This is a genomic window from Micromonospora sp. NPDC003241, assembly GCF_053589795.1.
Genome location: NZ_JBSFSO010000036.1, coordinates 45,726 through 57,279 on the forward strand (window position 1 = coordinate 45,726; position 11,554 = coordinate 57,279).

The following is an 11,554-nucleotide window of genomic DNA, read 5'->3' on the forward strand; positions in this document are numbered from 1 at the left end:
TCCCCGACTCAACCTGTTGGTGTCGGCGACGAAACGGCACGGGTCAGTGTCGGTCGCACGGGTGGAACAGCACCGCGTGCCACCGTTTCACCAGGTCCTGATGCCCGGTCAGGGGCGGAGTGAAGCAGAGCCGGTAGCAGGCGGTCCCGCCGCTGGGGGTGGGTATCGACACCAGCAGGCCGTACCGGTCCAGCCGCAGCGGGCACGGCAGGCAGTCGGCGGGCAGGTCGACACCGGCGGCGACCAGCTGCCGCCGCAGGAAGGGATAGAACTGCGTGCCGTGGTGGTCCACCAGGTCGACCAGGAGCGGTCGCTCCATCGCGGAGATCGGGTCGGGCGCGGCGGCGCGGTAGTCGGTGAGGCGTACCGGCAGGTCCCGGTCGCGGCCGGTGAGCGTGACGCGCTTGGGCACCACCTCCACGATGACCGTGTCCGTACCGACGTCGAGCAGGTCCGGATCGGGCAGAGTGGCCGCCACCGCGTCGGCGGCGGCGCGGGCGGCGGCCCCGGCCAGCGGGACGGCCCGGCCGCCGACCCGCAACCGGCCCCAGGTCGGCGAGAACGGCAACGGCGGTACGTCCGCGATGTGCACGAGCACCGAGCCGGTGATGCCGGCGAGCGGCTCGTCCCGGTGGCACAGCAGCAGGATGCGGCCGTCGGCGGCGGCACCGTGCCGCACGTCGGTCACGGTCGGTCCGCGGTACGCCACCACGGTGGCGAGCGTCGCGCTGCTGGCCAGCGTACGGGCGATCTCGGCGCTACTCGGTTGCATGGGCGGGCTCCGTTCGGGCGGGCGGCCGGGGTGCGGTCACGGGTGTGAGTGGACGCAGGTGGGGCAGCCGGGCGCGACGCCGAGCAGGCCGGCCAGCCCCGCGCCGACGTCGTCCGGGCCGGTGAGCGGCGCGGCGAAGGCGAGTCGGACGTCGCGGTGGCCCTCGGGCACCTCCAGGCGCAGCACGATCCCGTGCCGGTCCAGCCGCAGCGGGTGGACCCGGCCGGCACCGTCCCGCCGGTCGGCCGGCACCAGGCGGATCAGCCCACCGAGCGCCTCGGGGTGCGCGGCGTACAGGTGGCGCAGCAGCTCGGCCTCGTACGGGGCGAGCGGGTCGGGATCGGCGGCGGCCAGGTCGTCCGGGTCCACGGTGGCGTCGCCGTCGGCGTCGACGAGGTCGGCGGTGGCGAGCGTGAGGAAGGCGGTCACGTCACCGCCGTCGAGGTCGTCCAGGGTGAGCCAGCCGGTGAGCGTGGCCCGGGCCCGGACCCGGTGACGGGCCGGGAGCGGCGCGAGGTCGGTGATCTCGACCAGGGCCGGCACCTCGCCCGTGTCGAGCAGGTGTCGGGCCAGTTCGGCGTGGGCGGGTAGCGCCACCCGGAGCAGCCCTTCGGCGTCGAGGGTGTGTCGTCCGATCAGGTCCGCGCGGTGGCGGGTGGTCCGCAGGCGCAGCGAGTCCGCAGCGGCGAGCAGCGTACGCAGTCGCTCGGCCGGTGTGGCGCTGGTCGCCGCCAGGGGTGTCTTGCTCAATGCCCCACCTCCCATTAGGTTAGCCTTACCTTACTAGAGAGGTGATGATGAACCAGTCCCGCCCGAAGATCAAGCGCTCCCGCCGCCTCGGCATCCCACTCACCCCCAAGTGCGTGCGGTACTTCGAGCGCCGGCCCTACCCACCCGGCGTGCACGGTCGGGCGCGGACCAAGGAGAGCGACTACAAGGTCCGGCTGCTCGAGAAGCAGCGCCTCAAGGCGCAGTACGACCTGCGGGAGAAGCAGCTCCGACTGGCCTTCGAACGCGCCGTGGGCCGTCCGGGCAAGACCGGCGAGGAACTGGTCGTCGACCTGGAGACGCGACTGGACGCCCTGGTCCTGCGCGCCGGTCTGGCCCGCACCATCTACCAGGCCCGTCAGGCCGTCACCCACGGCCACGTCAACGTCAACGGACGGCGGGTGGACCGCCCCTCGGCCCGGCTGCGTCCCGGCGACGTGATCGCGGTCCGCGAGGGCAGCCGCGCCAAGACGCCGTTCGTGGTGGCCGCCGCCGGCGCGCACGCCCCCGAGCGGACCGCCCCCTATCTCGACGTCGACCTGGCCGGGCTGACCGCACGGCTGATCCGGTTGCCGCAGCGGGCCGAGGTGCCGGTGCTCTGCGACGAGCAACTGGTGGTCGAGTACTACTCCCGCTGACCGCAGCGGTCCGGCCGGCACCCCTCGCGGGCCCGGCCGGACCACCCGGCACCAGGGGTGGCCTGCGACGAGCTGGCACCGGTGCGCTAGACAGGTAGCCGTACCGACCCCCCTCGGATGGCGGGAGCACATGTCACCATCCCTGCTCACCTGGCTCTCCGGCGGCGTGCTGCTGCTGGGTGCCGGAGTCCTCACCACCCTGCTGCCACGCCTGCGTACGCGCCGGCAGGACCGCCTGGTGGCCTGGTCGACCGCGCGGGCCGCGATCGACAGCGCCACGGTCAGCCGCGACGCGACGAGCGCCCGCGTACCCGAGGCGGACGGCCTGCTGACCCAGGCCGAGCTGCTCGCCGCCGACCACGGCGGCGTCACGGCCGCCCGCGCCGCGGCCGACCTCGCCCGCCGCGCCGACGAGCTGTGGCAGGCGCAGCGGTGACCGCGCCCCGGAGCATCCGACGCACCGAACCGCTGCGCTGGGGGCTGCTCGCCGTCGCGGTGGTCGTGCTGGCGGTCTTCCTGCTCGCCCAGCAGCAGAGCATCGACGTCAGCTACGGCCAGTCCCCGGCGGTGTCGAGGCAGGTCGAGGAGGGCTCCGCCGGTGAGCTGAGCGACGCGACCGTGCCATCCACCGAGGAGATGACCGCCCTGGTCGACGCCGACCCGGTGGTCCGCCTGCCGGGCGCCGTCGCCCGGTGGGACGAGCAGCGGGTGCGGGAGGCGATCGGCGACGAGGACACCCGCATCCTGGTCGCACCGCCCGGCCTGGACGAGGAGGAACGCAAACGGGTACGGGACGTCGAGAGCGCCACGATCCGGGTGATCGGCACCCAGGTCAGCGGCGGCATGCTCCAGGCCACCCCGGACACCCTGCCCGGTTGGCGGGCCCAGTTCGCCACCGGTGACGTCACCGGCCAGTTGGTCACGCTGATCACCGCGCTGCGCAAGGTGCCGCGCCCCGCCGATGAGGACACGGTGCGCTGGCGCGACCCGAGTACGGCGGAACTCGACACGGTCACCGCCGACCTGCGCGCCGACGGGCTGCACATCGCCGAGGGCGCCACGCTGCGCCAGGTGCCGCGGGACGCGCCCACCGCCTTCCCCGACGGCGCCTGGTACGTCGCCCTGCCCGCCCAGCCGTACGGTGAACCGCTCCCGGCGTACGGTCCGGCGCTGCACCGGCTCTTCCCGGACCAGCCGCTGGTGGTGATGTACGGCAGTTGGATCGAGTACCACGGTCCGGGCGCGGCGGACTTCGCCGAGCTGACCGCGACCAGCTTCTACGCCCATTTCGGCGACCGGCTCAGCCGCTACGACTACCCGCAGCAGAACGTGCTCGGCGTCTACCTGGGCCGGGTGACCGACATCCGGTACGCGGGCCTGTTCGACCGCCCACTGCCCTACCGCCCGCTGGATCCGCTACGGGTGGCGCTGCCCGCCCTGCCCTGGATCTTCGCGGCCTGCGTGGCGGGCTTCCTGGTGCTGTCGATCCGGTCGCTGCGCCGCTCCGGCACCCGCCCCGGTGACCCGCAACGCGGTGGTGTGCGGGCCCGGCTGGCCGGGCTCACCGCGCTCGCGGTCGAGGCGTCGCTGCTCACCGACGCGCGCAGCAACCCCGCGTTGACCCGGGGCATCGGCAGGCTCGAAGCGGCCCGGAAGGCGCTCGACGAGGGACTGCCGGACCGGCACGTCCGCAGGTTGCTCGACGACGCGACGGCGGAGTTAAAGGACACCGCCCGCCTGACCGGCATCCCCGGTTACCGCCCCGACCTCTATCTCCAGGGGAGGCTGTCGTGACCGGCACGCTGCGACGCGGCCTCGTCGCCCTGGTCGGCAGCACCTTCGGCTGGGCGGTGCTGGCCTGCCTGGTGCTGGCCGGGTGGGCGCTGTGGTCGGGCGGGATCCTGGACGGCCCGATCGCCCGCGAGGTCCGCGCCTCGTCGACGTACGTCGCGCCCGGGGTGGACCTGGACCGGCCCGCCGCCGAACGGGTCATCGGCAACCGTCGGCTGGTGGTGCTGGTGATGGCGCCCGGGGACGACCTGCGGGACGCCTGCGACCAGACCCGGCAGGCCGCGAAGGGCACGCTGGTGCTGGCGATGAGCCGCGACGGCGACGAGTGGGACACCTACGGCTGCTCGCGCATCCGCCAGCGCGACAGCAAGGACTTCGGCCGGGCGATGGTCGCGGAGACGGTCATCAGTCGGGGCGTGGACTCGTTCGTGGACCAGCCGGTGGAGGCGCTCAAGGTCGTCGTGGTCAACTACGACCTGCTGGTACGGGCCGGCACGGTCCCCGACGGGGCACGCACGATCAGCCCGTCGCTGCCCCGGTACCTGCTGGCCGGCGCGGCGGTCGGCGGTGTGGTCGCCGGTGCCGCGTCGCTCTGGATCGCCGGGCGGCGGGCCGGGCGGCTGGCGTCCCAGCGGCGACGCCGACGCGACGAGCAGGCCGACGAGCGCAGCGCGCTCAGTGCCGCGGCGGCCGGGCTGGCGCAGCAGATCGTCGACCTCGACCAGCGGTACGGCCAGCTCTCCGCCCGCAGCACCGGCCGGGGATACGCGCGGCTGGTCAGCGACTACACCCGGCTGCTCGGCGAGCTGTCCGACGCCGGTGCGGGCGACGTCACCGTGCGGCGGTTGCGCGAACGGGTGGACGAGCTCGCCACGCGGGCGACCATGCTCGCGCGGGAGGCGGCGGCCCGGACCGGGAACGGTGCGGAATCCGACGACCGGTCCTCCACGGCCCGGCGGTCGGCGTCACGGCGTGGCGGTCGGCGGGGGCGTCGGCGCGACCGGCCCGGTTCCACCACCGGCTGACGGCGGGGCGACGGGGTCGGGCACGGTCGTGCCCGTGGTGTGCCGGGAGCGACCGTGCCCGACCACGGACAGCGCGACCACCCGCCGGGACCAGGGCCGTACCCGCAGGGTCACCACGTCGCCGTCGTGGCAGCGGGTCGCCCACTCGCTGGGCAGCCCCCACGCGGTGGTGCGGTCGGCGGTGCCGTCGTCCACGGCCAGGTAGTGCAGCCAGGGTCGGGGCGGGCGGTTCTCGCCCTGGGCGGCGCTGCGCCACACCTCGATCCAGAGCACCTCGCCGGTGACGGTGCGTTCGGTGGCGAGGTCCACCAGGGTGCGGACCACGGTGTGGACGCCGGCCAGCAGCACCAGGACGACCACCACGGTGACGCCGTTGCGCACCAGGTCGAAGATCCGTGCGGCCTGGTTCGCCGTGGACAGGGTGAGGTCGAAGGTGGGGCCGAAGGCGTCGAGCAGGAAGGCGCCGACGGCGATGCCGATCACGCCGCTGGCCAGCAGACGCGGCACCGACCGGCCGTAGCGTGGCAGCAGCCGGGGGTAGCGGACGCGGATCCGGTGCCACCTGCCGCCGTACGACGACCAGACCGAGGTGCGGTCGCCCAGGCCGAGGTCGAGCACCGCGCTGGCCAGGCGGGTGGCCCCGACGGCGGCACCGTAGCCCAGGTAGCGGTCCCAGATCGCCACCGCGGCCGGCGGCAGTTCGTCGAACTCCTCGTGCCCGCGCAGCCAGTCCCGGACACCGAGCCACCGCGCCGCCACCTGGCGACCGAGCGCCGTGTCACGTTCGCCCGGTGACGCCCCGGCCAGCGTGGAGAGCAGGACGAACACGGCGATCCCGGCGATGAACGCGTGGTTGCCCGACGTCGGATGCCAGCTCGCGTGGTGCAGCGCGGCCAGGCCGACCACCACGGCGGCGGCCAGCGCCGCGCCGACCAGCAGACCGGTCACGCGTGGACCGAAGCGCCGCCGGGACAGGCCGGCGGCACGGGCGTCGGCGATCACCTGCCCGCGCAGTCGCCTGTTCCACGCCCGGGCCCGGGTCTCGTCGCGGAAGGTCAGCGCGGTCAGCGGCAGGACGCCGTCCACCGCGAGTCCGCGTACCCGGTCCAGCACCAGACGCTCGTACGGACGCAGCCCGGTCTCGTCGGGCGAGGACGCCGGCAGGTGCAGCGTGCTCTGCATGGGGTCGGCACCGGGTTGGCGTACCTCGACGAAGCCTCGGGCGGCGAGGTCGAGCAGGGTCGCCTCGGCGGCGTCCTCCGTCAGCGACCAGCGGTTGACCAGCAGGTTGACCACGGCGGGCGGCTCGGCGCCGAGATCCGGGGTGGCAGGTGCGGGCGACACGGTGGCGGGCCGGGTGACCCACCGGACGACACCGTAGAGCAGGAGCCAGCCGGCGAGGGCGCCCAGGCCCACCGCCAGGTCGAGCAGGAGACGGGGGTCCATCAGGTGTCGCCGCCCGGGAAGCGGACTCCGACGGCGCCACGCTCGCCCGTCCCGGCCTCGAAGTAGTCCCGCGTGCGGAAGCCGGCCGCACCGGCGATCAGGTTGGTGGGCACGGACTGCACGGTGGTGTTGTACGTCTGCACCGCGCTGTTGTAGAACTGCCGGGCGTAGGCGATCCGGTCCTCGGTGCGGGCGAGTTCGGCCTGCAACGCCGCGAAGTTCTGGTCGGCGCGCAGGTCCGGGTACGCCTCGGCGAGCGCGAGCAGTCGACCGACCGCCTCGGTCAGCTCGGTCTCGGCACCGGCCCGACCGGTGGGGCCGGGCGTGGTGGCGGCGGCCAGCGCACCGCTGCGGGCGGCGGACACCGCCGTCAACGCGTCGCGCTCGTGCGACGCGTACCCCCTGACGGTCTCGACCAGGTTGGGGATCAGGTCGTGCCGGCGGCTGAGCTGCACGTCGATCTGGGCCCAGGAGGCCTGCACCTGGTTGCGGCGGCGGACCAGACGGTTGTAGGCGATCGTCGCCCACCCGAGCACGGCGGCCGTCAGCAGGCAGAGCAGCCCGCCGACGAGACTCGCCACGACGCCGTTGCCCATTCCCCGACCCTCCGCACCTGTGCGCCGCGATCTGCGGTGACCGACGCGAACGCGACGGACCCCGGTGTCGGCGGCCCGGCCGATCCGATCATGAGGATCGGACCCGGCGGGTGCAATCAGGCGAACGGTTGGTGACCGGCGCAGACGCGTCGACTGCGTCACAGCGGGCGCGGCGATGTCCGGCAGCGTCGGGTCCCGGCCGGGGCCGGCACGGGTTCGGCGATGATGGTGCGGTGAACTTCCGCTCCGTCTACCAGCACGGGTTCGTCCGGGTCGCCGCCTGCACCGGGCGTACCCGTATCGCCGAGCCCACCGCCAACGCCGAGGCCGTCCTGCGGCAGGCCCGCCGGTGCGCCGCCGAGGGGGTGGCCGTGGCGGTCTTCCCGGAACTGGGCCTGTGCGGCTACTCGATCGAGGATCTCCTGCTCCAGGACGCGGTGCTGGACGAGGTGGAGACGGCGCTGGCGCACCTGGTGGCGGAGTCGGCGGAGCTGCTGCCGGTGCTCGTCGTCGGTGCCCCGCTGCGGCACCGGGGCCGGGTCTACAACTGCGCGGTGCTGGTCCACCGGGGGCGGGTGCTGGGCGTGGCGCCGAAGTCGTACGTCCCGAACTACCGGGAGTTCTACGAGGCCCGGCAGATCGGCGCGGGGGTCGACGAGCGCGGCGGGACGATCCGGCTCGGCGGTGCCGAGGTGCCGTTCGGGGTGGACCTGCTGTTCACCGCCGAGGACGTGCCCGGCCTGGTGCTCTACGCCGAGGTCTGCGAGGACCTGTGGGTGCCGGTGCCGCCCAGCGCCGAGGCGGCGTTGGCGGGCGCGACCGTGCTGCTCAACCTCTCCGGCAGCCCGATCACCGTGGGGCGGGCCGAGGACCGTCGACTGCTGTGCCGGTCGGCGTCGGCCCGCTGCCTGGCCGCGTACGTCTACGCGGCGGCGGGTCTGGGCGAGTCCACCACGGACCTGTCCTGGGACGGCCAGACGATGATCTACGAGAACGGCGTCCTGCTCGCCGAGACCGACCGGTTCCCGGCCGACGAGCGGCATGCGGTGGCCGACGTCGACCTGGACCTGTTGCGGCAGGAACGGCTCCGGATGGGCACCTTCGACGACAACCGGCGGGCACACGCGGAACGCACCGGCGGCTTCCGCGAGGTGCGGTTCCGGTTGGACCCGCCGACCCGGGACCTCGGGCTGCGGCGTCGGGTCGAGCGGTACCCGTTCGTGCCGTCCGACGCCGCGCGCCTGGCGCAGGACTGCTACGAGGCGTACCACATCCAGGTCGCCGGCCTGCACCAGCGGCTGGCGGCGACCGGCGACCCGAAGGTCGTCATCGGGGTCTCCGGCGGCCTGGACTCGACCCACGCGTTGATCGTCGCGGCGCGGGCGATGGACCGGGCGGGCCGCCCGCGCAGCGACATCCTCGGGTTCACCATGCCGGGCTTCGCGACCAGCGCGCACACCCGGGACAACGCGCACAAGCTGATGCGCTCGCTCGGGATCACCGCGGCCGAGCTGGACATCACCGCCACCGCGCGGCTGATGCTCCAGGAACTCGGCCATCCGTTCGGTGCCGGCGAGCCGGTCTACGACGTGACGTTCGAGAACGTACAGGCCGGGCTGCGCACCGACTATCTGTTCCGGCTGGCCAACCAGCGCGGCGGCATCGTGCTCGGCACCGGTGACCTGTCCGAGTTGGCGCTGGGTTGGTGCACGTACGGCGTCGGCGACCAGATGAGCCACTACAACGTCAACGCGGGCCTGCCGAAGACCCTCATCCAGCACCTGATCCGGTGGGTGATCGGCAGCGGCCAGTTCGACGAGGAGGTGGCCGAGACGCTGCGCGCGGTGCTGGACACCGAGATCAGCCCGGAGCTGGTGCCGGGCGCGGAGCTCCAGTCCACCGAGAGCACCATCGGCCCGTACGCGTTGCAGGACTTCACCCTCTTTCACGTGCTGCGCTACGGCTTCCGGCCGTCGAAGATCGCCTTCCTGGCCTGGCACGCGTGGCACGACCCGGCGGCGGGGAGTTGGCCGCCCAACTTCCCCGAGCACAAGCGGGTCGGCTACGACCTGCCGGAGATCCGCCGCTGGCTGGAGGTCTTCTGTCGCCGGTTCTTCGGCTTCGCCCAGTTCAAGCGCTCGGCGATGCCGAACGGCCCGAAGGTCGTCGCGGGTGGTTCGCTGTCCCCGCGCGGCGACTGGCGGGCGCCGTCGGACAGTTCGGCGCAGGTGTGGCTGCGCGATCTCGCCCGCTGGGACGCGCACTGAGTGGACGGTGTGGACCCCGGCCCGGACGATGGTTCGGACCGGCCACCGGACGTAGGCTGCACTCACCGAGGGCTTCCGCTCCACCGCCGCCGGTGAGCGGCGGCGGGCCGGCACGGGGGCGGGGCGCGGGGTACGACGGCGGGTGGCGGTTCAGCGGAGGGAAAGTGCTGTGGCGGTAGGGCGCGTGGTGCGGTTCGACGAGGTGAAGGGGTACGGCTTCATCGCCCCGGAGGAGGGCGGCGAGGACGTCTTCGTCCACGCCAACGACCTGATGGAGGGCAAGCAGGCCATCACACCGGGCACCCGGGTGGAGTTCCAGATCAAGGAGGGCGAGCGGGGCCTCAAGGGCTACGACGTCCGGGTCGTCGCGTCGGAGCGTCGTCCGGTCGCCGCCCCGGTCGCGACCGCCGGCACCGAGGAGTACGACGAGGACGCCACCTGTGACGTGCTCTCCGCCGCGGCGCTGCGCGCCGAGGTGACGGAGGCGTTCATCCAGGCCGCTCCGGATCTCACCGCGGGTCAGATCGTCCGGCTGCGGGACCAGGTGATCCGGATCGCCACCCGGCACGGGTGGACCGAGGGCTGAGGGTCAGCCGGCAGGCCCGCTGCCGACCTCCGGCGTAGGGGTCGTGGGCGCGCCGCCGAACACCACCGTGCGCGGCAACTCGGGTCGGCCGCCCCGTGGCTGCCACTCGCGCGGGTAGCCCAGCGACACCTCCTGGAACGGCACCTCGTCGTGCCAGGTCGTCCGGGGGATGTGCAGGTGGCCATAGACCACCGCCGCCGCCCGGTAGCGGACGTGCCAGTCGGCGGTCAGCTCCGTCCCGCACCACTGGGCGAACTCCGGGTGGCGCAGCACGTCGGTCGGCTCGCGGACCAGCGGATAGTGGTTGACCAGGACGGTCGGCAGACTCGGGTCGCAGGCGTCCAGCCGCCGTCGGGTGTACGCCACCCGGTCCCAGCACCACGCCTCGCGGCTCGGGTGCGGATCCGGGTGCAGCATGAACTCGTCGGTGCAGACGATCCCGGTGGCGTACGCCCGTGCCAGCGACTCCTCCTTGGTGGTGGTGCCGGGTGCCCGGAACGAGTAGTCGTAGCCGACGAAGAGCGGGGCGACGACCACCGGCCCGCCGGCGCCCCGCCAGAGGGGGTACTCGTCCTCCGGGGTGTGCACGCCGAGCGTGCGGCACAGCTCGACGAGGTGGTGGTACCGCTGCTCGCCGCGCAGGTCCACCGGGTCGTGCCGGGGGGTCCACAGCTCGTGGTTGCCCGGTGCCCAGAGCACGGTGTGGAAGCGCTCGGTGAGTGTCCGCAGCGTCCACTCCACATCGGCGTACGCGTCGCCGACGTCCCCGGCCACGAGCAGCCAGTCCTGGTCGGAGCCCGGTCGCAGCTCCGCCGCGATCTGCCGGTTCTCGGCGTAGCCCACGTGCAGGTCGCTGACCGCGAGAAGCGTGCCGGCACCCATGTCCTCGTCCACCCCCGGTCTGCGGCCCGTCGCCGCCCGCAACGGTAGTCGTCGCGGGGGCGGGCGCACAGCCCGTCAGCCGCCGGTGCCCTCCGCGGCGCCGTCGGGCGTGAGGGCGCCGTCGGCCTCACCGGCGTCGAGGTGCACGTGCTGGTGGCCGTTGCCGGCGTCGATGTTGATCTGGTCGAGTTGGGTCGCGGCCACCGACCAGGTGGTGGCGGCGAGCGTGGCCTGCCGGGCGGCCAGCGCCAGGTGCTCGGGCCGCAGGGCGTCGGGGGCGGACGCCGCCAGGGCCACCGAGTCGACCGCGACGGTGGCCTGGGCCACCGCGCTGCGCAGGCCGCCCCGGGCGACGTTGGTGGCGGTGGTGCCCGAGGGCGGGTCGGCGTACTGCTCGGTGAGTTGGCGCATGGTCTGCCGCCACTGGTCGAGCTGCGCCGCTTCGGGAGCCCGGCCGGACTCTCCGTTCTCCCGCACGGCGACCAGGATCGGGGCCATCTGTTGGCCGGTCCGCCGCGCCAGGTCGGTCAGTTCGACGATCTGGCGCGCGTCCCGTTCGACCTCCGCCGCCTGCATCTCGGCGATCCGCGAGTCGGTGTCGTCCGGCCGTCCCAGGGTGTACCCGACCAGCCCGCCCACCAGGGCCACCACTAGCACGGCCGTGACGGCACCGAGGATCGACCAGCCGGAGGTCCGCGCTGCCGAGGCCCGCGGGGTCGCCAGGTAGGAGGGCCTTCCGGTACGACGGGACATGGCCACCCCTCGGATCGACGACGATTCGCT

Annotated in this window: 12 protein-coding genes; 6 read left to right on the top strand and 6 right to left on the bottom strand. The window is 73.9% G+C overall.

Going from position 1 to position 11,554, the window contains the following annotated elements; all coding sequences use genetic code 11:
- Nucleotides 1–43: 43 nt before the first annotated feature.
- Both ACWDVW_RS24170 and ACWDVW_RS24175 read right to left on the bottom strand, forming a co-directional pair.
- The gene (locus tag ACWDVW_RS24170) at nucleotides 44–772 is read right to left on the bottom strand and encodes a DUF2470 domain-containing protein (RefSeq protein WP_449952840.1); all 729 of its coding nucleotides are present in this window, start codon (nucleotides 770–772) and stop codon (nucleotides 44–46) included.
- A gap of 36 nt (nucleotides 773–808) precedes the next feature.
- A complete protein-coding gene (locus tag ACWDVW_RS24175) occupies nucleotides 809–1,537 on the bottom strand; it encodes a DUF2470 domain-containing protein (RefSeq protein ID WP_449952842.1) in 729 nt (242 codons plus the stop codon).
- Between the two features lie 32 nt (nucleotides 1,538–1,569).
- Between ACWDVW_RS24175 and rpsD the strand changes: the two genes are divergently transcribed.
- The 4 genes from rpsD to ACWDVW_RS24195 all read left to right on the top strand — a co-directional run bounded on the left by rpsD (nucleotide 1,570) and on the right by ACWDVW_RS24195 (nucleotide 4,994).
- Nucleotides 1,570–2,178 (top strand): 30S ribosomal protein S4, encoded by a 609-nt coding sequence (rpsD, locus tag ACWDVW_RS24180; protein WP_449952845.1) that lies wholly within the window; start codon nucleotides 1,570–1,572, stop codon nucleotides 2,176–2,178.
- Nucleotides 2,179–2,308: 130 nt separating this feature from the next.
- Nucleotides 2,309–2,614, top strand: a complete 306-nt coding sequence (locus ACWDVW_RS24185; protein ID WP_396750056.1) for a DUF6403 family protein — start codon at nucleotides 2,309–2,311, stop codon at nucleotides 2,612–2,614.
- Nucleotides 2,611–3,972: a hypothetical protein gene (locus ACWDVW_RS24190; protein WP_449952849.1), complete on the top strand. Its 1,362-nt coding sequence runs from the start codon at nucleotides 2,611–2,613 to the stop codon at nucleotides 3,970–3,972. Before ACWDVW_RS24185 ends, ACWDVW_RS24190 begins: the two co-directional genes overlap by 4 nt.
- A complete protein-coding gene (locus ACWDVW_RS24195; protein ID WP_449952852.1) occupies nucleotides 3,969–4,994 on the top strand; it encodes a hypothetical protein in 1,026 nt (341 codons plus the stop codon). Before ACWDVW_RS24190 ends, ACWDVW_RS24195 begins: the two co-directional genes overlap by 4 nt.
- Here the strand turns inward: ACWDVW_RS24195 and ACWDVW_RS24200 are convergent.
- Nucleotides 4,935–6,440 carry a DUF2207 family protein gene (locus tag ACWDVW_RS24200; RefSeq protein WP_449952854.1) on the bottom strand — a complete coding sequence of 502 codons (1,506 nt, stop codon included), beginning with the start codon at nucleotides 6,438–6,440 and terminating at the stop codon, nucleotides 4,935–4,937. The genes ACWDVW_RS24195 and ACWDVW_RS24200 overlap by 60 nt on opposite strands.
- Nucleotides 6,440–7,036: a LemA family protein gene (locus ACWDVW_RS24205; protein ID WP_449952857.1), complete on the bottom strand. Its 597-nt coding sequence runs from the start codon at nucleotides 7,034–7,036 to the stop codon at nucleotides 6,440–6,442. Before ACWDVW_RS24205 ends, ACWDVW_RS24200 begins: the two co-directional genes overlap by 1 nt.
- A gap of 233 nt (nucleotides 7,037–7,269) precedes the next feature.
- Between ACWDVW_RS24205 and ACWDVW_RS24210 the strand changes: the two genes are divergently transcribed.
- Together ACWDVW_RS24210 and ACWDVW_RS24215 are read left to right on the top strand one after the other, a co-directional pair.
- Nucleotides 7,270–9,303: an NAD(+) synthase gene (locus ACWDVW_RS24210; RefSeq protein WP_449952860.1), complete on the top strand. Its 2,034-nt coding sequence runs from the start codon at nucleotides 7,270–7,272 to the stop codon at nucleotides 9,301–9,303.
- A 169-nt stretch (nucleotides 9,304–9,472) separates the two neighbouring features.
- A complete protein-coding gene (locus ACWDVW_RS24215) occupies nucleotides 9,473–9,889 on the top strand; it encodes a cold-shock protein (RefSeq protein ID WP_449952863.1) in 417 nt (138 codons plus the stop codon).
- 3 nt (nucleotides 9,890–9,892) lie between these two features.
- Here ACWDVW_RS24215 and ACWDVW_RS24220 read toward each other — a convergent pair whose 3' ends face one another.
- Together ACWDVW_RS24220 and ACWDVW_RS24225 are read right to left on the bottom strand one after the other, a co-directional pair.
- The gene (locus ACWDVW_RS24220) at nucleotides 9,893–10,771 is read right to left on the bottom strand and encodes a metallophosphoesterase family protein (protein ID WP_449952866.1); all 879 of its coding nucleotides are present in this window, start codon (nucleotides 10,769–10,771) and stop codon (nucleotides 9,893–9,895) included.
- A 75-nt stretch (nucleotides 10,772–10,846) separates the two neighbouring features.
- Nucleotides 10,847–11,524, bottom strand: coding sequence for a hypothetical protein (locus ACWDVW_RS24225; protein ID WP_449952869.1), 678 nt, complete (start codon nucleotides 11,522–11,524; stop codon nucleotides 10,847–10,849).
- Nucleotides 11,525–11,554 lie beyond the last annotated feature (30 nt).

Bases quoted from the DNA above. Each gene is read 5' to 3' on its own strand.
- ACWDVW_RS24170 (WP_449952840.1), bottom strand. From the start codon at position 772: ATGCAACCGAGTAGCGCCGAGATCGCCCGTACGCTGGCCAGCAGCGCG.
- ACWDVW_RS24175 (WP_449952842.1), bottom strand. From the start codon at position 1,537: ATGGGAGGTGGGGCATTGAGCAAGACACCCCTGGCGGCGACCAGCGCC.
- rpsD (WP_449952845.1), top strand. From the start codon at position 1,570: ATGAACCAGTCCCGCCCGAAGATCAAGCGCTCCCGCCGCCTCGGCATC.
- ACWDVW_RS24185 (WP_396750056.1), top strand. From the start codon at position 2,309: ATGTCACCATCCCTGCTCACCTGGCTCTCCGGCGGCGTGCTGCTGCTG.
- ACWDVW_RS24200 (WP_449952854.1), bottom strand. From the start codon at position 6,440: ATGGACCCCCGTCTCCTGCTCGACCTGGCGGTGGGCCTGGGCGCCCTC.
- ACWDVW_RS24205 (WP_449952857.1), bottom strand. From the start codon at position 7,036: ATGGGCAACGGCGTCGTGGCGAGTCTCGTCGGCGGGCTGCTCTGCCTG.
- ACWDVW_RS24220 (WP_449952866.1), bottom strand. From the start codon at position 10,771: ATGGGTGCCGGCACGCTTCTCGCGGTCAGCGACCTGCACGTGGGCTAC.
- ACWDVW_RS24225 (WP_449952869.1), bottom strand. From the start codon at position 11,524: ATGTCCCGTCGTACCGGAAGGCCCTCCTACCTGGCGACCCCGCGGGCC.